The sequence below is a fragment of the Microbulbifer sp. SAOS-129_SWC genome, from assembly GCF_039696035.1.
Lineage (GTDB): Bacteria > Pseudomonadota > Gammaproteobacteria > Pseudomonadales > Cellvibrionaceae > Microbulbifer.
In genome coordinates this window covers 4,123,242-4,145,319 of sequence record NZ_CP155567.1, presented here as the reverse complement: position 1 = coordinate 4,145,319, position 22,078 = coordinate 4,123,242, and the positions used below count along the sequence as shown (strand labels likewise).

15 protein-coding genes are annotated in these 22,078 nt (G+C 55.9%); 5 read left to right on the top strand and 10 right to left on the bottom strand.

The window, feature by feature from the left end; genetic code table 11:
- Positions 1–396: 396 nt before the first annotated feature.
- Positions 397–726: a DUF1629 domain-containing protein gene (locus tag ABDK11_RS17540; protein ID WP_346837818.1), complete on the top strand. Its 330-nt coding sequence runs from the start codon at positions 397–399 to the stop codon at positions 724–726.
- Positions 727–931: 205 nt separating this feature from the next.
- Here the strand turns inward: ABDK11_RS17540 and ABDK11_RS17535 are convergent, their stop codons facing one another.
- The 3 genes from ABDK11_RS17535 to ABDK11_RS17525 all read right to left on the bottom strand — a co-directional run bounded on the left by ABDK11_RS17535 (position 932) and on the right by ABDK11_RS17525 (position 3,491).
- Positions 932–1,603 (bottom strand): haloacid dehalogenase type II, encoded by a 672-nt coding sequence (locus ABDK11_RS17535; RefSeq protein ID WP_346837817.1) that lies wholly within the window; start codon positions 1,601–1,603, stop codon positions 932–934.
- A gap of 260 nt (positions 1,604–1,863) precedes the next feature.
- Complete coding sequence (locus ABDK11_RS17530) at positions 1,864–2,388, bottom strand: gamma-glutamyl-gamma-aminobutyrate hydrolase family protein (RefSeq protein WP_346837816.1); 525 nt, start codon at positions 2,386–2,388, stop codon at positions 1,864–1,866.
- A gap of 113 nt (positions 2,389–2,501) precedes the next feature.
- Complete coding sequence (locus ABDK11_RS17525; RefSeq protein WP_346837815.1) at positions 2,502–3,491, bottom strand: amidoligase family protein; 990 nt, start codon at positions 3,489–3,491, stop codon at positions 2,502–2,504.
- Positions 3,492–3,861: 370 nt separating this feature from the next.
- On the opposite strand from ABDK11_RS17525, the gene ABDK11_RS17520 reads away from it, so the two are divergent.
- Positions 3,862–4,320, top strand: coding sequence for a hypothetical protein (locus ABDK11_RS17520; protein ID WP_346837814.1), 459 nt, complete (start codon positions 3,862–3,864; stop codon positions 4,318–4,320).
- A 796-nt stretch (positions 4,321–5,116) separates the two neighbouring features.
- Here the strand turns inward: ABDK11_RS17520 and ABDK11_RS17515 are convergent.
- Positions 5,117–6,364 carry a DEAD/DEAH box helicase gene (locus ABDK11_RS17515; RefSeq protein ID WP_346837813.1) on the bottom strand — a complete coding sequence of 416 codons (1,248 nt, stop codon included), beginning with the start codon at positions 6,362–6,364 and terminating at the stop codon, positions 5,117–5,119.
- A gap of 441 nt (positions 6,365–6,805) precedes the next feature.
- Here ABDK11_RS17515 and ABDK11_RS17510 point away from each other — a divergent pair, with 441 nt between their 5' ends.
- Both ABDK11_RS17510 and ABDK11_RS17505 read left to right on the top strand, forming a co-directional pair.
- The gene (locus tag ABDK11_RS17510) at positions 6,806–7,822 is read left to right on the top strand and encodes an IS110 family transposase (RefSeq protein WP_346837812.1); all 1,017 of its coding nucleotides are present in this window, start codon (positions 6,806–6,808) and stop codon (positions 7,820–7,822) included.
- A 1,006-nt stretch (positions 7,823–8,828) separates the two neighbouring features.
- The gene (locus ABDK11_RS17505) at positions 8,829–10,280 is read left to right on the top strand and encodes a hypothetical protein (protein ID WP_346837811.1); all 1,452 of its coding nucleotides are present in this window, start codon (positions 8,829–8,831) and stop codon (positions 10,278–10,280) included.
- Positions 10,281–10,399: 119 nt separating this feature from the next.
- Here the strand turns inward: ABDK11_RS17505 and ABDK11_RS17500 are convergent, their stop codons facing one another.
- Together ABDK11_RS17500 and ABDK11_RS17495 are read right to left on the bottom strand one after the other, a co-directional pair.
- The gene (locus ABDK11_RS17500) at positions 10,400–10,597 is read right to left on the bottom strand and encodes a hypothetical protein (protein ID WP_346837810.1); all 198 of its coding nucleotides are present in this window, start codon (positions 10,595–10,597) and stop codon (positions 10,400–10,402) included.
- Positions 10,581–11,612, bottom strand: a complete 1,032-nt coding sequence (locus ABDK11_RS17495; RefSeq protein ID WP_346837809.1) for a hypothetical protein — start codon at positions 11,610–11,612, stop codon at positions 10,581–10,583. Before ABDK11_RS17495 ends, ABDK11_RS17500 begins: the two co-directional genes overlap by 17 nt.
- Positions 11,613–12,102: 490 nt before the next feature.
- Between ABDK11_RS17495 and ABDK11_RS17490 the strand changes: the two genes are divergently transcribed.
- The gene (locus tag ABDK11_RS17490; RefSeq protein WP_346837808.1) at positions 12,103–15,003 is read left to right on the top strand and encodes a pitrilysin family protein; all 2,901 of its coding nucleotides are present in this window, start codon (positions 12,103–12,105) and stop codon (positions 15,001–15,003) included.
- Positions 15,004–15,246: 243 nt separating this feature from the next.
- Here ABDK11_RS17490 and ABDK11_RS17485 read toward each other — a convergent pair whose 3' ends face one another.
- The 4 genes from ABDK11_RS17485 to ABDK11_RS17470 form a co-directional block, all read right to left on the bottom strand.
- Positions 15,247–17,403 carry a PKD domain-containing protein gene (locus tag ABDK11_RS17485; RefSeq protein WP_346837807.1) on the bottom strand — a complete coding sequence of 719 codons (2,157 nt, stop codon included), beginning with the start codon at positions 17,401–17,403 and terminating at the stop codon, positions 15,247–15,249.
- Between the two features lie 430 nt (positions 17,404–17,833).
- The gene (locus ABDK11_RS17480; RefSeq protein WP_346837806.1) at positions 17,834–18,982 is read right to left on the bottom strand and encodes a serine hydrolase domain-containing protein; all 1,149 of its coding nucleotides are present in this window, start codon (positions 18,980–18,982) and stop codon (positions 17,834–17,836) included.
- A gap of 188 nt (positions 18,983–19,170) precedes the next feature.
- The gene (locus ABDK11_RS17475; RefSeq protein ID WP_346837805.1) at positions 19,171–21,240 is read right to left on the bottom strand and encodes a hypothetical protein; all 2,070 of its coding nucleotides are present in this window, start codon (positions 21,238–21,240) and stop codon (positions 19,171–19,173) included.
- Between the two features lie 273 nt (positions 21,241–21,513).
- On the bottom strand, positions 21,514–22,029 hold the full coding sequence (locus tag ABDK11_RS17470; RefSeq protein WP_346837804.1) for a DUF1993 domain-containing protein: 516 nt from the start codon (positions 22,027–22,029) through the stop codon (positions 21,514–21,516).
- Positions 22,030–22,078 lie beyond the last annotated feature (49 nt).

Sequence of the window (22,078 nt, the reverse complement as noted above, 5' to 3'; positions counted from 1 at the left end):
ATAGTGAAAGCCAGTTTTGTGATAGGTCCCTGTCGTTTAATGCCTGTCCGGACTGCACGTTGAACTTCAGGGTGAATGTTCAATATTCCCTGTTGGAATAAGAATTTCTTTCCCGGCGGGTTCTGGCGGGTTCAGGCGGGTTTTGGGTCCAAAATGGTAGAGGTGCCCAGCCTCGCCGCCGCAGAATAGACGACTATTGGCGAAGTGACGATCGAAATTCAAGTTCTGGCGGGAATGTGCGCCAATATTTACCCTATGTTAATTTGTTAAATTCTGTGGTCCACGATGCCGTTGGCGCGCAAGATTCTATATCGGGTTTTAATTTATTGGGGTGGGTTATTTTTGTGTGGTTCCCCTCCCGCAATCCCATCAATATCAACCTGGCAAAACTATCTCGTGCTACATAAATCGGCATATCGGGCGCTGGAAGGGTTGTTGGGCCCTTACGGGGAGTTTCTGCCCTGTAAATATAAAAATGCGAAGTTCTACCTGTTCAACCCCTTGACCATCGCAGAAGATCTCGACGCCGTCGTGCCGGGTTCGGTGACAAGGAAAGGAAATTTGCTCTCCGGGATTGAATTTGATGAGGAGAAATTGGGGGCAGCGCCGGTTTTCAGGAGCAAAGAAAGCTATATCAGCATCTACTGCTCAGAGGCATTCAAAGATGTAGTTGAGTCTGAAGAACTAGATGGGCTGATTTTTAGCAATAATTTGACGCAGATTTAAAGTCATATTTCCGGTGGGGCTGGAGTGGGTTGAGGTGGCGCTTACTTTGAATTATCCATTTAGATGATGATCTTCTAGATATTGTATCGTTGCAAGTTGTCAGGGTCAGATTGACACTTTGGGCATAATTATAAACGTATTTTTCCGTGGGATTTCGCGTCAAAAAGTTCATCTGACCCCATTCACCCTACTTGTTTCATTGGGCTCACCGGCCCAGTGCCACTTCCACTGCCTGTTCCAGGTCATCCGCCTGAGCGGCCGGCGCGTCCATCAGCCCGTGGTAGACGCGATCCTGGCGCCGCACCCAGACAGCCTGCAGCCCGGCGCGCATGGCGCCGTGGGTGTCCCAGGCGTGAGCGGCAATGAGCGTAGCCTGTTCGGGTGCCACGTTCATTTTCCGGGCGGCGCCCTGATAAACGTCGGCTCTGGGTTTCCACACGTCCAGGCTCTCGATGGAGATAATCGCATTGACCAGTTCCCCGATGCCGGCCTGGCGCACCAGCGCTTCGGTGTTAGCCTGACTGCCATTGGTCAACAACACTGCCTGCGTCGCCGGATCGTCTTTGACGCGCGAGAGCGCCGGCTGCACGTCGGGGTGGGCGGGCAGTTCAGCAAAAGTCCCCAGAATCTGTTTAATCTGCCCTTCCTCCGCCTGGCCCTGGGCATTCTGCAGCACCACTTCCAGCGTGGCGCGGGCCAGTTCCGGGAAGGGCTTGAAGACGCCCGTGGCCGACAACGCAAAGGCGTCCCGCAGCAGCTGGGCGAAGAACAGCTTGCCGGTATTCGCCGGCAGTTTGAGCTCGTCGAAGGCCCGCTCCATGGGCTTCAGTGAGAACAGGGTCTCGATGACATCAAAGAAAATGACGCGCTTAGTCATCGGCAATAGCCCCCTTGGTTGGGATCAGTGAAAAATGGAGTGTCGGTCGGCATAACGGCGCATAGCCCCTTCGCCGTTTCACCAAAACTTAGTCAAACATCACCGGAATGATTAGAGTCAGATCAACACTCTGACGCAATAACGATCAGAGTTTTCCCGTTAGACTGCGCGTCATAATGTTGATCTGACCCCATGTATTTTAAACGGCAGGATGGTGGCGGCATGGAAGACGGAAGCGAAAAGGATTAGATGGTCGAAGATCAGCGCTGTGCCCGCATGAGCCAGCGAAACAGCGCAAACTGTGCCGGTAGATAAAATAAATATTCAGGATGCCACTGCACCCCAATAATCGGCCGACCGCTGTCGCTTTCCACTGCCTGGGTAAAGCCATCGAGATCCCGCGCGACGATATGCAGATCGTCCCCCACGCGGTCGATCGCCTGATGGTGCAGGCTGTTGACCCGCAATTTGGTGCGATGGCAGAGCCACGCAAGCGTTGAGTCCGGCTGTAAAAAAACCTGTTTGGTGGGCAACAGCCCGGGGCGGTTGTAGGTACGTCGACGCTGCTTCCGGATATCCAGGTGCAAGCTGCCACCTAGTACAACATTGATCAGCTGGGCACCGCGGCAGATGCCCAGCAGTGGAATGTTTTCGCGCAAGGCGTGTTCGATCCAGGCAATTTCCAACTGGTCGCGGGCGGGGTCGGATTTGACCTTTTCGTGCACATCGCTGTTGTAGTGCTCCGTGCCAATGTCGTCGCCACCACCAATGATCAGTGCATCCATCGACTCGCCGGTGGGCCGGTGACGCACACTGATCCGCTCGGGCGTTGCTCCCGCAATCCGCAGCGCCAATGCTGCGCACCACCAACTCGGTGACCAGAGATGCCCGTTACCGGTTACGCCAATTCGCGGTCGCTTAGCCATTGCTTTACCGTCTCCAACCACTTGTCGTGATTGATACCGAGTAGGTTATGGTCTGCCTGCTGGAACAGGCGGCTCAACTCCTCCAGGTCACTTGGCCGGCTGGCCAGCTCCTCAACGACACACCAGATGCGCCAGGGGTCGGCCAGGGACCAGTCCGGCTTTTCAATCTGGCAGTTCGGCAGGCGGTAATGGAAAGCCGGGCGTGGTTTGATCTTGGGATCATCTACCGCCCGCTGCACGCGCGCCGGATCGATATCGGCGAGTATCGGCAACAAGTCCAGCGCCCGATTGCGGGTGGCGTTGTGCTGCAGATAGTCGCGGAACAAGTCATCCATCGTCGGCTCCTTGCGCGCCAGCAATTGACGGACATAGGCATCAGGATACAAATCGATATATGGACTGATTCGCCTCGCGTTATTGACTTCATGCACATCTTGCAACCACCACTGCAACAGGGAGAAGGCGCGGAGATAACTGAACAGCGTATCGGCATTCTGCCGTGGCAACTCGGTATTGATATGCACGCCGTAGGCAGCGACGGCTGACTCTTCCGTTCCGCTGGCACCGGCCTTGCGCAGGGCGGCGACTAAAGGCTGCAGTAGCTCCAACTTGTCTAGTGGGATTGGTGGGCACACAACTTCGAGTGGAACCAGGAAGGCTGCCGTCTTGCTGAGCAGCTCCACCCAGCGACCATCCTCCTGCTGCTCCGCGCGTTCAGCGGCAGTGCGCTGGAGATAGTCCCAGTCCAGCTCGATGCTGAATTCACCCAGCCCATCGACCTGCAGTATTTTCTGTGCGGCAGTGGCAGCGCCAAATTCACCACCCAGTTGTCGCTGCAGGATATCCGCCGCCTGATCCAGGCTGATGCCCGAAAATTCCAGTTCAAAGCCGACTCGGCGCGGTGCCCCGTCATCCTTGACGGTAACCGGCGGTTGCCGGAACTGTTGCGTCTGTTCTGACATACCAAGGTATCCAGGGTTGATTGCTTGTCATACGATAGGGTAACCACATTAACAAAAATAATGCACCGCTGCAGAGCCGCCCATGGTAAAGACGCTGCACTACTGTGGCTAACAAAATAGATCTGCCCTATAAAAAATAAGCTCGTAGTGTCCAATACCTGATTGCGGTAGCCGCGGTTGAACCTCCCGATCTACGCGTTTCAGTCAGGTTTGCGAGGTCCCATATCGTTATTCAGGATGCCGTTGTTAGCCCTCAGTATGCTAGCTACGCGCCCCCATTTGCTGCGCTATTCGGCCGCTTCTGCATCAGGCGGTTGACTGTATGATGGAGATCAATAAGAAATTTCTTCAATAGACACTGGAGGCCGAGGTGCAGGATTCTGAGCGTATTGCGCTGATTATTGAAGCGGTAAAATACTGCCGCCACGTAATGGGTCTAGGGATGCCACGGCAGTGTTTTTCCAAGGCCCTGCGGGAGCCGATCCATTTCCTCTGGGAAATCCGCCACGGTCCAAAAAAGAAAGTCGCTAAGTACTGCTCGGTAAATGCCAGTCAATCCAACGGCGGCGCGGGCAGTCTTGTCTATGACCATTCAATTCCGTTCAGATATTTGCAGAATCACCTGCTGGCACTAGGGGAAATCAACCACGATATCGTCCGCAGCGCACTGGAACACTTTACTGGCGCCTGCCTGATTACCAAGGCAGAGGATCAGTTGTTACAGCGCGGCGGGCTCGCATACAAAATGCCGGAAGACTGGGATGGCGCTGATCCCCTTGCACGCTATAAGGCGGTGGGTATTGAGGTCGTCGATAACGAAATGACCTGAGGGTGCTAGATGGCACGCTTTCGCGGGCTGTCAACTCGGCAGTATTGCGCCAACTCACTTGCAGCAGGCCACATATGAATTCTTCCGATTCCGCAGGGTGCCCACCCCCTCTTGTCCGCCTGTATTGTATCGACATTGAATCGGTTGCCACCCAGTTGAAATCTGCCGGTCCTTTTTCGGATAATCGCTATGTCTCCGGGAGAATCACCACAGAAAAAGTTAGTGCTTTGATCGAGGAAAAACTGCTCTCCCCTGAAGATCGCACTTTCTCTTCCAGGAATTCCTGGTGGGCCGAATGTAGAGACATCTGGAGTGGAAGTCGTGGTCTCCTGTACAACGGAGGATTCCCTGGAGCAAGCCTATCCCGGCTTAAAGCAGGTTGGCTCAGACTTGATTGATATATTACGGGCAGGAAAAAAAGCAGGCTGCAGCTTTATATAAACGGGATTACATTTTCTTTTAGTGTCAGCCGGTGGTAGACGGGTTGTAGGAATAAGTGGGTCGGATCAACCTTCTGACGCATTAGAGATCGGCACTTTACTGTTAGATTTGACGTCATAATATTGAACTGACCCCATTTATTCGGCCCCATTTATTCCTGAATAACTGCCTGGTCGGGTTCTCGCCGACATAAACAATGCCACAGCTGGATTGCACGGGTTCGCCCGACCATCGATCTTTGATTCCAGGTTTTTGGCATTTGGTGCTCAAACTGTAAAAATCGACAGAAATTGATGGCCCTTTTCTCTTTGTGCAATTTTTTGGGGGCTTTACGATTCACATCTTGTGAAGCCAATCATTTCCTTGTTCCGCCCCAAGGTGTCTTAGCCTGCGCTACCTTCTCTGTTGGGTGCTCTTTCTTTATGTGTTTGCCAGCCTTGCTATCTTTTTTACTTTTGGCGGAAAAGTTTAAATTTGAGGGCGGTAGATCTTTCACCACCGGAAATTCTTCGATCTGTACCCGGTCAATAATTTTCCCCAAGCGGCGCTCGACCGCACACAAGCGTTTGAAATCATCTTTGGATACCAGCGATACGGCTTCTCCGGAAGAGCCGGCGCGGCCGGTACGGCCGATGCGGTGAATGTATTCATCGGCATCGTCGGGCATATCGTAGTTGACTACGCGCGCCAGTCCATCGATATCAATGCCGCGTGCGGCAACCCCGGTGGCCACCAGCAGGCTGATTTTTCCGGCTTTGAAATCTGCCAGAATTTTTGTGCGCGAGGCCTGGCTCTTGCCGCCGTGGATGGATTCCGCCTTGATGCCCCGCTTTTCCAGCTGGCTGACCAGCTTGGCCGCGCCGTGTTGGGTGCGAATAAAGATCAGTGCCTGGGTCCAGTTGCGCTCATTGACCAGATGGCTGAGTAGCGCCGACTTGTTGTGCTTGTCTACCGCGATCAGCCACTGGGAAATTTTCGGTGCGGTTTTTTTGTCGCCCGCTATGGACACCTCAAAAGGATTATCCACCAGGGTTTTGGCCAGAGCCCCTACCTGGCTCGACAGTGTGGCGGAAAACAGCAGGCTTTGCCGCTGCGCGGGCAGTCGATCAATAATCTTGTTGAGGTCGTCAATAAAGCCCATATCGAGCATTCTGTCGGCTTCATCCAGCACCACCACCTGCAGCTCGTCAAAATAGAGCGCGCGCTGGTGCGCCAGGTCCAGCAGCCGCCCCGGGGTGGCAACAACAATGTCCACGCCCTCTATCAACTGCTGCTTTTGCGGTTCCAGGTCTACCCCGCCCACCATCGTCATGGAGGCCACCGTCAGATGCTTGCCGTACTGCCGGATATTCTCTTCCACTTGCATGGCCAGCTCGCGGGTAGGTACAAGGATCAACGCCCGGAAACGCTTGGCACGCCGCTTGCGCGTACCGCTGAGCGCATCCAGCACCGGCAACACAAAGGCCGCGGTTTTACCTGTCCCGGTTTGCGCGGTGGCGATAACGTCCCGCCCTTCCACAATGGCGGGAATTGCCTTGCGCTGGATCTCGGTAGGGGTTGTATAGCCTTTCTCTTCAAGGGCTTGCAGGAGTGGGTCACTCAATCCTAGGGTGCGGAATGTCATCTGGACTCTCTGGTGGGGGAGGGGGTGATCGGTGGCTGTTTTCAGTGCGGCATGGTAACAGTAAAGCTCAGGGGGCATGCCAGTTAATAGCAGGGGCGACTCGATGGCGTAGATCAGGTTCAGCAGGCGCGGTCGGAGCGCTGCCGCTGCAGTTAGATACAGAGCGCGTCATCGATAGGGAAGCGAGGGTAGTTGACGCCAGAATTCCAATCTGCCAAAAATCATTAACTCGCGTTGATCCAGGCCGCATCCTTCACGCACACATAGAAATAAGTGGGGTAAGATCAAAATTTTTACGCCTTATGTAACGGTGGAGATGGCTGTCAAAAAGTTGATCTGATAATCATCTAGCCGGCTCCCACCATAAGTGCCAACATCGAGTTTCCACACTTGATCTGCCACTCACAGGGGAGCCGAACGATGAAACTATATTGCGGAATCGATTTACACTCCAACAATTCTGTAGTTGTAGTTATTGATGAACGGGATAAACTCATTTTGAGCAAAAAATGTCCCAATGATATCTCAGCGATTCTTGGTCAATTAGCACCCTTCTCGGAGGATATTCAGACAGTTGTTGTCGAATCGACTTACAACTGGTATTGGCTTGTAGATGGCTTAGAAGATGATGGATACCAAGTGCAGCTGGCCAATACCGCGGCAATTCAACAATACAGCGGGATCAAGCACACAGACGATAAATCCGATGCGCGTTTTCTGGCAAACCTTCTAAGGCTAGAGATATTGCCCGCTGGCCATATCATGCCTAGGGAACAGCGGAATATCAGAGACTTACTTAGAAAACGTACTCTGCTAGTCAAGCAGCGCACTATGCTTAACCTAAACCTTCAAGGAATGATCGCTCGTCATACAGGCATGCGATTGAGTGCCAATCAGCTGAAAAGACTTGACCAGAAAGCCATTGATGAACTGATGGCCGAGCAGGTCGTCAGAGACTCGGCCATGATCAATTTGATGCAAATCGAAGCGATAAATAAGTCAGTTAAACTACTCGAACAGCGAGTTTCCGGATACTGCGTCAACACCACGGAAAACAAATTACTGCAAAGCATACCAGGTGTCGGTCAGATACTGTCCCAAATGATCGCGCTGGAATCCGGCAGTATGGACCGTTTCCCTGATGTAAGAAATTACTCCTCGTATGTTCGTTGCGTACCCAGCAAGAAGATCAGCAATGGAAAGAGCAAAGGCACTGGCAACAAGAGGAATGGCAACCCTTGGCTTGCCTGGGCCTTTATGGAGGCGGCCCACCTAAGCGCGATCTGGAGCCCAGAGATTAAAAAATATTACCAACGCAAGACATCCAAGACTCATATATTGGTTGCCAAGAAATCGGTAGCCAACAAGCTAGCGAGAGCGGTATATCACATGCTGAAACAGAATACGGTTTTCGATGTGAAACGCGCTTTCGCATGATTTGCGCCCCTGTCGCAGATCAAAATGGGGTAGGACAAAGAGCCAGCTACTCTGAATATCGCGACAGGGGCCTCTAACAGCAATTGCTGTCAAGAAGTGCCCTGGTGCCGAGCCATGCAAGGGGTGGCCCTTGAGGCCAAGACTCTGTAATCAAATAAGGACGGCAGCGGGAACTGATGATTTTCTGGTGCACAGAGTGCAACGGGCGAGGGACTACACCTGAGTGTGCAGTCCCTCTATAGGCCTAGATCCAGATGGGTGACTGAAGCACTTCCATTGAAGAAGCTTCTAAAATAGAAATTTCAGGCGCACGGACGGACACGATTGTCAGGTGATGGGCGATAGCCTAGAGCAGCCATCGTCCAGTTGACGGAGACCGGCTAATGGGTGACCCCACTTATTAACCCCACTTATTAGCGACAGGGGGCCCTAACAGCAATTGCTGTCAAGAAGTGCCCTGGTGTCGAGCCAAGGAAGGGGTGGCCCTCGAGGCCAAGACTCTGTAACCATATAAGGACGGTGGCAGGAACTGATGATTTTCTGGTGCACCGAGTGCAACGGGCGAGTTACTACACCTGAGTGTGCAGCATCTCAACAGGCCTAGATCCAGATGGGTGACTGAAGCACTTCATCGAAGTGGCTTCCCAAATAGAAATTTCAGGCGCACGGACGGACACGATTGTCAGTTGATGGGCGATAGCCTAGAGCAGCCCTCGCCCACTTGACGGGGGCCGGCTAATGGGTGACCCCAATTATTCAATTATTTAAATTCAAATAAGCAGAATTAGATCATCATGTAATCGCTAGATGTTACTAGTGAGATCAGAGTCAAAATGTTGATTTAGCGCTATTTTTTTAGTGAGTGTGTGCTAACTAACATTGTCCGGAGCTATTTTGGGGTTCTCGCGTCATATTCTTCAGCATGCTATAAAAGCTTCTTTATAAAATGTGAGCGACTTCAAGCTTTATAGGTGAAGTGGCGTCAATATTTAAATGCGTAAGAACAATGAAGAAAAAAATTAACGTTGAAGAATTAATTGGGAAATTGTCCAAGGAAATTGAAGAGCTTAAGAAGCGGATTCCGGAGACGCCTTTCGAATCTTCGCGGGAAGCTCAACAAGCTTCGAAAAAAACATCAGAATATAGAAATAGAGCGCTGGAAGCGAAAGACGAGGCGCAGAAACATCTGGAAAGCTCTCGAGTTGCAATTTCTAAAATAGAAAAAATTGAGAGGGATGCTAACTCTTATTTTGCAAATGTAGAGCAATTTACGATGGAGAGTGAGAGTTTTCATGCGAGAATATTTGAAATTAAGAATCGAGTCGACGAAGTTGAAGAGCTTTTTAATAATAGTGATGAGCTTAGTGAAAAAATAAAAAATTTAAAAAGTATTTATGACAGTGGTGAACAATCCCTAAATAAGATAAATGCTCTATACAATGGGATAGTGAAGCGCAAAAATGAGTTTGATGAAATTTACTATGAAGTAATGGGTTATGATGAAGAGAGTGATGAAAATGGTAATTCGGAGAGAGTTGAAGGATTGAAGGACGAGCTGGAGGCGGCTTATTCGAAATTGAGTAGTGATATAAAATCTTCAAGAACAAAGATAGAGGAGTTGGTAAGTGATGCAAAGTCCAAATTGAATGACGCGTTCACTTCTCAAAAAGATTCGTTTGATGATACGGTGATTGAGTGGAGAGATGAGTACTTAGAGCTAGCTGAGAAAATAAAAAAACTTCTACCTGATGCACTGACCGCCGGTCTTAGTAGTGCCTATTACGATAAAAGAACCGCGGAAATCGACGAGCGAGATAGATTAAATAGCACCTTTAAATGGGCTATTGCAGGACTTCTTTTGGTTTCACTCATACCTTTCTCTCTAAATGCCTACCTTTTTTCTGAGGGGAAAACGCTAGAAGAAATCCTTCTCGACTTACCTAATACAGTTCTTGCTATATTGCCGGTATACATTCCCCTTCTCTGGGTGGCTTATTCTTCCAATAAAAAAGCGAATTTATCAAAACGTTTGATTGAAGAATATACGCACAAGGAAGTTCTTAGTAAAACATTCGAAGGTCTGTCGAATCAAATAGAGAGCATTGAAAATGATAGTATTTCGACGGAGTTAAGGATTAAGTTGCTTCACAATATTCTGGACGTAAGTTCTGAGAATCCAGGAAAGCTTATATCAGATTATAACAAGTCAGATCACCCGGTTATCGACGCATTAGAGAAGAGCTCAAAACTTGGGGACGCTATTGAAAAGGTTGCAAAAATTCCTGGGATTGGCAAGTTGACTGAAGTGTTGGAAGTTAGAGCGAAAAGCGCGCTTGAAAATGAACGAGAAAAAATTGATCGATCGATAGAAACTATATCCGGTTTGGAAGGGAGGGACCGGTCGAATCAGTCAAAATCAAAATTAGAGACTGAAAAAAGGGAGGGGGAGCCGGCTTAATTTTAATTAGTAGGGGGAGATTAAGATATTTGACTGAATAGTAGTCGAAATTTTGCGATTTGACTCTGCGTCAAAATTCTCATCTGCTCCTGCTACTAATTATAGTTAATTGCGGTTAATCAGTCAGCGTGAATGCTACGGTTGGCGGGCCCATTTAATGCGTGATTATCTAACACAGAATAGTCTTTAACGGGTTTTACTTCCCTGGCTTCACGTAGAGCTGTAGCAAATCGATCAAATCGATCTCTATTTAAAGCTGTTTCATCCGGGCGCCCATGTTTTGAGTTGCTGAAAAAATATTCAATTAGTAGTTTCATCGTGGGCACTTCCTTTTTTCGTCGGAGAATGAAAATCCTGCCAATCCCTCATAGATCTCAGCGTTAACTCTAGATCAATCCTTCGGCATATGTCTATTAAAATTTCTTTTATGGCGTTTGCATGTCTTGTGTCAATTGGGTCACACAAGGTTGGACCATATGTGATAATAGAAATTACATAAGAGTCAATGTAATTTGGCGTTTGTATTAACGCTGGATAGCAAAATACGCTACCAGTCTCCATTCGTCTATCTCTATCGGATAGATAGTATAAATTAAGTTTGGCGGCTTCTTCCTTGCACGGGAAGAATACAGCCTCTCCTGTTTCTAGGCAATTTGCTGCTGTCGAACCATTCTTTAGAAGTTCTTGCGCTGGAGTATGGACCCAGTTGCCACTGGTGTCTTTTATGTAACTCCAGTCCTGCTTATTTGGATTTGAATGCATGATGGTAATGCACGCAGCATTTTCACTTATCTTGAAGATTTCTCTTAATAGCCCTAAAGTTTCTTGTAGAATTATATCGATTTGATCGTTTGGGTGCGTTATGGCTCTGAATGTGTTACCAGTTGGAGTCAATCTTTTTAGGTTTTTCTTAAATCTAGCTAACTTTTGAGATACAACTCTTGCGGTTAATACTGAGAATCGTTCAATAAATGCGATATATTCTTTGTCAGATTTTCCTTCGTACCAATCGCCAATCCCTCGCAATATTGCGGTGCAAAGTGAGCCGATTATTAGAATCGAAAATATAAATTCATGAAATGGCTTGTGGTCGCTTACAATTTTCCAGTCACTTCCCCATACGTCTAGGCAAAGAAAATAAGCGCCGGTAAAAGACGGTAGTACAATTTGCGTAAATCTATTGTTTCTGAGAAATAAAGCAAAAGCACTTTCATACAAAATTTTTCTGGCATTAATTCTAAATATCTTAGATTTAAATGTTTTAAAAATTATGACTAATAAGGCAAGTATAAGGAGTGCAATTATTATTGTTTTGGCTAAGTATTCTATCATTGTGAGTTAATTGTTTTTAGGTTTTTCGTTGGGAATATCTGACAATATTCTTAGATTTTATTTAATCGTAAAAGATTTTGGCAGAGTAAAATTCAAACCTTGTTAGAGTTTTTAACTTGTTATACCTATTAAAAGCTTGTATTTCTTGATTTTATTTTGCTTGGGAATAATTTAAGCAGCATTACATTGTGAAATAACCTATTAGAAGGTCGGTGTATGTATGTTGCATCTATACAGAGTTATGACCGCTATCTCAATTTATTTATTGTGGTTTATACCACGAAGGGGATGAATTGGGGAGGCACTGTGACAACCTGTAATTTTTGTTAAGCATTTCATGCATAGTGCAGTATGGTGCCGGGGGCTCCAAAGTCTCATATAAGACGGTCGTCATCGGTACTATTTAACGAGTTTCCCCTGCTTACTCCCAGTCGCCCAACCCCACCACTCCTGCTATCTTCACGAACATAACAATGCATAGGAAATCACCATGTTCAGGAACCTGACGGCCTCTATCGGCCTGCTGGCCGCCGTATCCATCGCCGCGCTGGGCCTGCCGGGCTGCGATCAGGCTAAAAAACAGCCGGAATCCAAGCCCGAATCCCAATCCCAGCCTCAAGTTCAAGCCAAGGGTCAGTTCGGCATCGACTACCAGCAGTTCCAGCTGAAGAACGGCCTCAATGTGCTCTTCCATATCGACCGCTCCGACCCCGTGGTGGCGGTGTCGCTGACGGCGCATGTGGGGTCGGCGCGGGAGAAGGCGGGCCGCACCGGCTTTGCGCACCTGTTCGAGCACCTGCTGTTCCTGGAGTCCGAGAACCTGGGCAAGGGCGGGCTGGATGCGATGAGTGCGCGCATCGGTGGTTCCGGGGCCAACGGGTCCACCTCCCGCGACAGGACCAACTACTACCAGACGGTGCCCAAAGACGCGCTGGAGAAAATGCTCTGGGCCGAGGCGGACAAGCTGGGCTGGTTTATCAACACCGTGACCGAGCCGGTGCTGGCCAAGGAAAAGCAGGTGGTGAAGAACGAAAAGCGCCAGAGCTACGACAACCGCCCCTACGGCCACACCCAGTACGTGATCGACCGCAATCTCTACCCGGCGGGGCACCCCTACAGCTGGGAGGTGATCGGCTCGCTGGAAGACCTGCAGGACGCCACCCTCGATGACGTCAAAACCTTCTTCAAGCGCTGGTATGTCCCCAACAATGTCACTTTGGTCGTCGCCGGCGATTTCGATATCGAGCAGGCGAAAGCCTGGGTGCACCACTATTTCGACGAGATCCCGGCGGGGCAGCCGATCGAGCGCGCGCCCAAGCAGCCGGCGGTGCTGAAGCAGAGTGTGCGCCGCTATTACGAGGATAACTTCGCCCGGGTGCCGGCGCTCACGCTGGCGTGGCCCACGGTGCCGCGCTATGCGCCGGACAGCTACCCGCTGGCGGTGCTGCGCGAATACCTGTCGCAGGGCAAGCGCGCGCCGCTGTACCGCGTGCTGGTGGAAGACCAGCAGCTCACCGCCAACGTCTCCATGGCCGCGTATGAATCGGAGCTGGCCGGGCAGACGCAGCTGCGCGTGCAGGCGTTCGACGGCCGCGACCTGGATGCGGTGTACCGCGGCATTAATGAAGCGTTTGCGCTGTTCGAGAAAGAGGGCATCGCGGAAAAGGATCTCAAGCGCATCAAGGCCGGGCAGGAAATCGCCTTCTACAACGGCCTGTCCAGCGTGCTGGGCAAGGGCTTCCAGCTGGCCCAGTACCAGGTGTTCACCGGCAATGCCGGTTACGCCAGCGAGGATATCCAGCGGCTGCTGGCGGTGACTGCCGCCGATGTGCAGCGGGTCTACCGCAAATACATCAAGGGCCGCCCGTTCGTGGCCGCGAGCTTTGTGCCCAAAGGGCAGGCGCAACTGGCGCTGGCGGATTCCGAGCCCGCGCAGGTCGTGGAAGAGAAGATCGTCAACGGCGCCGAGGCATCCTTCGATACCTCGCAGCAGGCGGAATACGCCCGCACGCCGTCCACCTTCGATCGCAGCAAGGAACCGCCCTATGGCGATCCGGCGCAGACCGCGGTGCCGCAGGTGTGGCAGGCGGCTCTGGACGATGGCCTGCAGGTATACGGGATTGAAAACGACGAGGTGCCCACGGTCGATTTCAGCCTGGTGATCGACGGCGGCCAGCTGCAGGAGCACACCGACCTGCCCGGCGTGGCCAACCTGACCGCGATGATGATGGAGCGCGGCACCGCCAAACGCACACCGGAAGAACTGGAAACGGCCATCCAGACCCTGGGCGCCGAGATCAGTATCAACGCCGGGCAGGACGCCGTGCGCGTAGACGTGAGCACGCTGGCGCGCAACTTCCAGCCGGTGTTCGCGCTGGTGCAGGAAATGCTGCTGCAGCCGCGCTGGGATACCAAGGAGCTGGCGCTGGCGAAAAAGAAAGTCACCAGCCAGCTGAAGAGCGCCGCGGCGGAGCCCAATGCGATTGCCGGCAATGCGTTCGCGCGCCTGCTGCATGGCCGCGACAGTATCCGCGCTTACAACCCGCTGGGTACCACCGCTTCTGTGGCCGCGATCACCATGGATGACCTCAAGGCCTATTACAAAAATTACCTGTCGCCGTCGGTGACCCGCGTGCATGTAGTCGGCGCGATTGATCAAGCCGAGTTTCTCGCCGCGGCCGCGCCGCTGGCGGATCACTGGCCGGCGCACGCGGTGAAGGTACCGCAGCCGCAATCCAAACCCGCCGCGCCGGGGATTTATTTTGTCGATGTGCCGGGCGCCAAGCAGTCGGTACTGCGCATCGGCCGCCCGGCCATGTCGGCGTTGTCGGACGACTACTACCCGGCGGTGTTTTCCAATTACATCCTCGGCGGGGGCGGCTTTGCCTCGCGCCTGATGCAGCAGCTGCGCGAGGGCAAGGGCTACACCTACGGTATCCGCTCGGGCGTCTCCGCCGGCAAGAGCGGCGGCGACTTCGCCATCGGCACTGGCGTGCGCGCCAATGTCACCGCGGAATCGGTGGCGCTGATTCACCAGATCCTGAAAGACTACCCCGCTACCTACTCCGGCGCGGATCTGCAGAACTCGCGCTCGTATCTGATCCGCAGTAACGCGCGCGCGTTCGAGACCGCCTCGGCCAAGCTCGGCCTGCTGGAAAACATGAGCGAATACGGTTGGCCGGCTGACTATGTGCGCCGGCGCGAAGCCGTGACCCGCGCGATGACGGTACAGCGGGTGCAGGATATCGCCGGGGAATATATGGATCCGGCCAGCATGATCTGGCTGGTGGTCGGCGACAGGAAAACCCAGTTCGAGCGCCTGCAGGCACTGGGGCTCGGCAAGCTCACGCTGCTGAACGACGCAACGCCCACGCGCATGGCGGAACTGTGAGTTGCGGCAGTAATGCTCGGAGATGAGAGCGGAGAGAAAATCGGAGAAAAGCTTAGAGAAGTTTAGAGAGGTTTAGCGAGAGCGAAGGCCCGGCGCGCGTCCGGGCCCTCTGATCAAATCTTACCGCCGGTGCGCCGCGCCCGCGTGTCCACGGCGGGCGCGGCGCACCGCATTATGGAGCTGGAGCCGAAGCGGGCCGGGCTCGCTCCCACTTCAACACCGTACTTTCACCCACTCAGGCCGTTACTGGCACAGGCCGGTGCTCGCACTGGTGTCGTGGCTGAGGCTGCCGCTCAGGTTGCTGACGCAGAACTGTACGGTGAGGTTGCCGCCGGCGGAAGCGCTGCTGGTCAGCGCGGCGGTGCCGTTGGCATCGGTGGTGGCGCTCGCGCCGTTCTCGACAATGGAACCGCTGAAGTTGCCGGTTACCGTAACGCCGCTGACGCCACGGCCCAGGTCATCGAGGATCGACACGGTGGCGGTGGCCTGTTTCTGGCCGCGGCCGGCGGAGACGGTACCGGTGGTGATGCTGGCCACGTACATGCTGGTGGCGGCGGCGCCATCGGTAACATTCACCGTGAAGCTGGTGTTGGCAGTCGCGCCCTGGTCGTCGGTCACGGTCAGGGTGACGGTATAGCTGCCGGCGGCGGCGTAGGTGTGGCTGGCGGTGGCACCGCTGGCGTTGCTGCCGTCACCGAAGTCCCACTGGTAGCTGCTGATCTGGCCGTCGCTGTCGCTGCTGGCGCTGCCGTCGAAGTTGCAGTCCAGCGCGGTGCAGTTGTGGCTGGCGCTGGCCGTGGGTGCCTGGTTGCCGGTGGTTTCCGCAGCGTAAATGCTGAAGTTGTCGAAGTAGTAGGTATCGCCGTTGTAGCTGTTCGGGTCGAACAGCACCACCAGGCTGTCTACCGCGTTGGCGGGGGTGCCGCCATCGATACGGTCATCGAGGGAAAACTTCAGGTGCTGCCAGCCGCTCTGGGAACCGGTGTAGGCCGCGTACTTGGAGTGGCGCCCGGTGGGGTAGTTGCTCGCCGTGGCCTGCGAGCTGTCTTCCAGCTGCACCAGAATCTGCGTGCCGGGGCTCGCGGTGGTGTACACGTCCATGTAGAACGCCTTGGTGCCGGCGACAAACGGGTCGGCATCGGCGATGGCGCTGGTGTCGGCGGCAATCACGTCGTACTGCGCCGCGGCCGAACGGGTATACATGGCCACGGTGGAAGAGCTGTTCACGCTGTCCGGCAGCGGGTTGACCGCGTCCTGCACAAAGGTGCCGTCGTTGGCGGTATAGGTGAGGATGCGGTTGGCTTCGAAATCATCCAGTACCGTTTCCTGGACCAGCTTGGGCGAAACGTACACCGGCAGGCTGAGGTCGCGGGCGCCGCAGTCGTCGCTGACGCTGACACCCAGGTCGCCGCCGGCACTGGCCCACTGCACGGTAACGGTGGAGGTACCGGCACCGGAGACCAGGGTGGCGCCGGCGGGCAGGGTCCAGCTGTAGTTCGGGTTGGCGCCGATGGCGCCGGTCACCGAGTAAGTCGCGGTCGCGCCGTTGTCCACAATGCGGTCGCCGGCTATGGACGGCTGGCCGTAGTCGTACACGCGCACGTAATCCACCTGCATGGTCTGCGGCAGCTGCGAGTCGTCCACGGTGCCGCCGAGCGAACCGCCCACGGCGAGGTTCAGCAGGAAGTGGTACTGGTAATTCTCGAAGGTCCAGTAGGCGCTGTTGCTCATGTCGTTGGGCGTCAGCGTGGCGTACAGCTGGTCGTCCACATACCAGCGCATCTCGTTCGGCTCCCACTCCACCGCATAGGTGTGGAAGTCGGCCGACCACGGCTGCGGCTGGCTGAGCAGGCGGTTGCTGGTGAATTCGTTGTCCGGGTAGGGCTGGCCGTAGTGCAGCGTGCCGGACACATATTCATCCGCCTGGCCGGTGGATTCCATGATGTCGATTTCGCCGCTGATCGGCCAGGATTCCGCCGGATCGGTGGGCAGCATCCAGAACGCGGACCACATGCCGGTGCCGTCCGGCACCTTGATCCGTGCCTCGAAGCGGCCGTTGGTCCACTGGCCGCCGTTGGGCATATTGGCGGTGCGCAGGCGCGCGGAGGTGTAGGCCTTGCCCTTTACCCGCTCTTTTTTCGCGGTAATTGTCAGGATGCCGTTGGCCACGGTGGCATTCTGGGATTGGTAGTACTGCAGCTCGTTATTGCCCCAGCCGCAAATACCGTAGCTGCAGCCGTCGCCGATCATGGCTTCCCACTTTGTGGTATCGAGAGTGGTACCGTTGAAATTGTCTTCCCACACGGGGGCGGGAGTCTGGCACTGCTGGGCGGAAGCCAGCAGCGGTGAGGTCATCGCTAAGACTACTAGCGCGCTCTTGTAGAGATTTTTATAGCGCATCGTTATTTTCCTAATGGTTTCTTATCATCGCGCGCCAAAGGCGCATTGGAAAACTAACAATTTCTGCGATGTACCATTGTCCCACTATGAAGCCGGCGCGGCACATGGGACACGGCGCGAAAAAATGCGCGCACCCGTGCGTAAAGCGGGAAACCGGGTTGCATGTTATGGCGGTTCGTCAGGCGCAATATTCAAACTAAAGCCGCACCTGTTAATGCTAGGCAGTTATAAGTGGCCTGCGTGTCGGTGGCGCCGGATAGTGCGGCGCTGGAGAACCGGTGGCGCTGGAGAACCGGTGGCGGTGGAGGAAACGTCGGCGCTGGGGTAAGGATCGGTGGTCGGGTAAGAATCGGCGGTGGAGGAGGTGGCGGCGCACGGGGCAGCCCCGCGCGCCGTTGGCGTAGTTACGCCGGAGGGAAACCGGTCTGGTTTACAGCAGCTGGCTGTTCACCGCGGAAAACACCTCGCGGAACGCCAGTGCGGCGTCGGGGTTGGCGCTGTTGATGGTGATGGCCACCGCGCGCTGTTTATCGACATACACCACATCGTAAGTCATGAAGGTGCCGCTGGAGCTCACATGGGTGCTGACGCGGCCCAGCGCGCCCTGCACGGTGGTACTCCAGCCCATCGGCAGCTGCTTGGCGGCGGGGTTGCCCACCTCGATACGCCGGCACGCGGTGCGCGGCAGCAGTTTCGATGTGCCCTGCAGGCATTTGAGGTTTTCCATCAGCCACCGGGCGTTGTCCTCGGTCGACAGGCTCAGGTCGCCGGCGGGGGCGAGGATGGTGGGCAGCGCGCTGGGGTCGTCGGCCACCAGTTTGTCGTCATCGTTGAGCAGGTGCCCGTAAACGCCGTTGCGGTTGTGCGCGGCGGGCCAACCGATCAGCGCGTGGATGTTCAGCGGCTTGAAGATATCGTCCTGCACCAGGGTTTCCCACGGCTTGCCGGCCACCTGTTCCAGCATTGCCGCGGCCACCACGTAGCCGGCGTTGGAGTAGTTGGTGTCCTTGTCGCCCTTGGGCATGGAAGGTTCGTACTGCAGCATCTGCAGCGTAAACCGCTTGCGCGCCTGCATGGCTGCTGCCGGAGCGAGGTGGGTGTTCAGCAGGTCTTTGGGCAGCCCGGCGAAATCCTCCTGCTTGGTCATCGGCTTGATCCACGCCTGGTGCGACAGCAGCTTGGCCAGCGTTGCCTGCGGGTACTTGTCCGCCGCGGCTTTGGGAATCTTGGGGAACACGTCGGCGACTTTGGTATCCCAGTGGATCTTGCCCTGCTGCACCAGGATGGCGGCCAGGTAGGCGGTGACGGCTTTGGTGTTGGAGCCTACGTGCAGCGGGTCGGACACCTGCATCGGCGCACGGCTGCCGATCTTGCGCACGCCCTTGGTGCCCTCGTACACGATGCCGTCCGGCGATACCAGCGCGAGCGACACCGCGGGAATATCGTGGCGGGCGATGGCTTCCTGCAGGGTGGTGTCGAACAGTCCCTTGAGAATCCGGTTGTCGGCGTTGTCCTGGCCGAAGGAGGGGGCGGCAATGCCCAATGAGAAAAGACAGGCGAACAGCGCAACGTTTTTCATTTTTTTCCTTATGGCTTTTATGTGGCACTTGGCCCTGTGCGGAAGGGCGGCTGATGCATTTTCAGAGTGGCTGCGGGGTCAATTAGTTCAATGCGGCGGGGTGTGGGCGGGCCCGGTGCCGGGCAACACGGCAGCGCACTGGGGAGTGAGTGTGCAGTTACTTACGCGAGGGGTTCCAGTGGCAGGCGTTATTGCGCCTGCACCGGGCCAATCAATGGCGTGCGCACGGGTTTGGCGAGGCCAAAGAACACCACCGCGCCATCGCCGCCGAAGCGGGTCGACAGGGCCTCGCTCGGGGTCTGCTTGAAGCCCTCGTCGGGCCTGTCCCAGTTGTTGGCGACCCACACGTTGCCGGCCGGATCGACCGCCACGTCGGTGACGATCTGCAGGCCGCCGAGATAGCCGGCGGCGGGGGAGATCGGGTCGCCGGTCCTGAATCCCGGCGGGCAGTTGGCAATGCGCACGCCGCACAGCTGGGTGATCGAGCGCCCGGTGGAATTGGCGACCCAGACATTGTCGTTGCCGTCGATGGCAATGCCCCAGGCGCCGACGATGCTCTTGTGGCCGTCGAAAGTGCCGAGCAGCCTGCCGTCCGGCGCCAGCAGCGAGACATCGCCACCGGGATATTTGGTGATGATCTCGTACAGGTCGATCCACTCGCGCGCCGCGCGCTCGGATTCCGACACACCCTGCTTGCGGCTTTCCGCGTGCGCCTTGAGCTTGGCCTCGATAAACGCCAGTTTCTCCCGCGTGGACGGGTGGCCGACGGTATTGGCCACCCAGGCGTTGCCGCGGCTGTCGATGGCGATGGCGCGCGGCGCGTAACCGACCTTGAACTGCTCGGCGCGGGTTGGATCACTGGCAGGAAAACGGGTGACGGTATCGGCGCCGCTGTTGGTCACCCAGATCCGGTCCTGCTGGTCCACGGCGAGGTGAAACGGCGCCTTCAACGGCAGGCTGCCGTCGGCAGGTTTGCCCTTCGCATTGCTGCCGAGGATACGGCCCCGGGTGGCATCGCCGCCGGGCAGCTGCACAATCTGGTCGCGCCCGTTGTCGAGCGCCCACACGTCGCCTTTGGGGGTGACGATAATGCCCTGCATGGCGCCCAGCTTGCCGCCGAAGTCGTAACCGCCCGCCGGCGACAGCGGCTTGCCGGTGTTGCGGTCGAACGTGGAAATATTCTGGCCCGCCAGGCTGGTGGTCCAGACCTTGTTATCCGGGCCGATGGCGAGGCCGAAGCCGGGGCCATCGACGCCGCCGCCGCGATAGCCGGTGGTCATCGGCGACAGTGGTTCACCGCGCGACGACAGCTTCGACACGCCACCGCCAAACCCGGCAAAGATGGTGGATTGCGCGCCGACGAGAAAATTGTCGCCGGACCACAGGTTGCCGTCGCCATCGATAGCGATACCACCGAGCGAATTGAGGCCGCCACCGGCGTACACCAGCGACAGCGTCCAGGCGCTGGGGGCGAAATTGAGATAGGGAATAAACGGCACCTTGCGCCAGTGCTCGCCGGCGGGCACCGGGTAAAACGCATCGAGCAGTGCGAAGAGTTCGCCGGCCTTGTGCCACGGGTAGCGGGCTATGTTGACGCTCGCGGCGAGGGTGTTGTCCGGGGCGGCACCACCGGGCGGCGTGGCGAGCGCGAACAGCCGGTTGCAGTGATCCCGCGTGGTGATGCACGCCGCCAGCAGAATCGCCAGGGTGTTGAAGCGGGCCAGGGTCGGGGTGCGGTTACTGTTCAGCGGGTCCTGGATCACCGGGCCCAGGCCGCCGCCGCGCAGGTCCACGAGGTTGCGCACATTGCCGGCGGCAATCTTCAGGCCCAGCGCATTGCCGCTCAACCCGCTGTCGCGCAGGAATTGCGCGGCGGTCCACGCGGAGGCCACGGTGGTGCGTTCATTGATCGTGACCTGCTGCGGTGGCGCGCTGCCAAGAATGGCCAGCAGGCGCACGGCTGGATTCGCCTGGGCGCCGGCTGCCGCCTGCGCCACGCCGCCCGCCGCGGTCAGGTAGTAGATGCCATCCCCCTCACCGCCGAGCGGGATGGCAAAACGGCCGTCGTCGCCGCTGCGCGTTTCGCCCAGTTTCTGCGGCGCGTCTTTGCCTGCCAGCCACAGCGTCACCGCGGCGCCGGCAATCGGCTGGTTCGCGCCCTGCACCAACCCGGTAATACGCTGCGCGGCATGGGCCGACAGCGCGAGCAACAGACCCAGTGCGGCGCCGATCCAGCGCGCTTGTACGATGCGATTCATACGTCCCTCTGCTTCCGATCTGCAAGGCTGCGGCGGTAGCCCTCTGGCGCATGCACTCGAGCGGGTGCATGGCGCGCTGCCGTTAAGCCAAGGTATAGCCGTTATCCGTGCGCCCGGGCGGCGCTCTGGCGCGTGTGGCGTCGCATTCGGGCGCCTGCGCAGGGAGGGGGTTGGAGAGATTTGTGAAGGCGAAGTGTTGCGAGGGCTTCGGCGTGGCGTGTCGCCGGCCGCGCGACTGCGGCGCAACCGGCGTCTGTCAGCGGACGGCCGCGATCAGGCCTCTTCCATCACGTGGGGCATCAGGTAGGTCATGAAGTCGGCCTTGCCCACCGGCGCGCCGAGCTTGCGCAGGATGGCGTAGGCGGTGGTGATATGGAAATACAGGTTGGGGATCACGAGGTCGTTCAGGTACTGCCGCGCCGGCAGCTCGCAGTATTTGCCCGGGCCGAGACCCACGCGCTTGATTTCGTCGAGCTTGCGGTCATCGACGGCAATGCCGGCCACCAGCTCTTTGGTCTGGGCTATATGCGCGCGTGCCATCGCCAGTGAATCGACCTCGGCGCTGAGGTTGGCCACCGCCTCGCCGGCACACCACTGCGCAAAGCTGCGCGGCTGGTTGCACGCGAAGGCGACCTGGGTGCCGAGCGGCAGCATGTCTTCTGCAAGGCGCTCCTGCAGGGTCGCTTCCATATCCGCAAAATGGGCTTCGCCCACCGACAGGATGTGATCGAGCACGTCGAGCCGGGAGGTGAAAAGTCGCTTGATCTCGCTGATTTCCGAGTTTGCCATACTGAGTTCTCTCGCTGAAAGGTGGATGCCTTGCGGACAAGGCCCGGCG

Excerpts from the sequence above, each read along its gene's own strand:
- ABDK11_RS17535 (WP_346837817.1), bottom strand. The coding sequence starts at position 1,603 with ATGACTAAGCGCGTCATTTTCTTTGATGTCATCGAGACCCTGTTCTCA.
- ABDK11_RS17530 (WP_346837816.1), bottom strand. The coding sequence starts at position 2,388 with ATGGATGCACTGATCATTGGTGGTGGCGACGACATTGGCACGGAGCAC.
- ABDK11_RS17525 (WP_346837815.1), bottom strand. The coding sequence starts at position 3,491 with ATGTCAGAACAGACGCAACAGTTCCGGCAACCGCCGGTTACCGTCAAG.
- ABDK11_RS17510 (WP_346837812.1), top strand. The coding sequence starts at position 6,806 with ATGAAACTATATTGCGGAATCGATTTACACTCCAACAATTCTGTAGTT.
- ABDK11_RS17505 (WP_346837811.1), top strand. The coding sequence starts at position 8,829 with ATGAAGAAAAAAATTAACGTTGAAGAATTAATTGGGAAATTGTCCAAG.
- ABDK11_RS17500 (WP_346837810.1), bottom strand. The coding sequence starts at position 10,597 with ATGAAACTACTAATTGAATATTTTTTCAGCAACTCAAAACATGGGCGC.
- ABDK11_RS17495 (WP_346837809.1), bottom strand. The coding sequence starts at position 11,612 with ATGATAGAATACTTAGCCAAAACAATAATAATTGCACTCCTTATACTT.
- ABDK11_RS17490 (WP_346837808.1), top strand. The coding sequence starts at position 12,103 with ATGTTCAGGAACCTGACGGCCTCTATCGGCCTGCTGGCCGCCGTATCC.
- ABDK11_RS17485 (WP_346837807.1), bottom strand. The coding sequence starts at position 17,403 with ATGCGCTATAAAAATCTCTACAAGAGCGCGCTAGTAGTCTTAGCGATG.
- ABDK11_RS17480 (WP_346837806.1), bottom strand. The coding sequence starts at position 18,982 with ATGAAAAACGTTGCGCTGTTCGCCTGTCTTTTCTCATTGGGCATTGCC.
- ABDK11_RS17475 (WP_346837805.1), bottom strand. The coding sequence starts at position 21,240 with ATGAATCGCATCGTACAAGCGCGCTGGATCGGCGCCGCACTGGGTCTG.
- ABDK11_RS17470 (WP_346837804.1), bottom strand. The coding sequence starts at position 22,029 with ATGGCAAACTCGGAAATCAGCGAGATCAAGCGACTTTTCACCTCCCGG.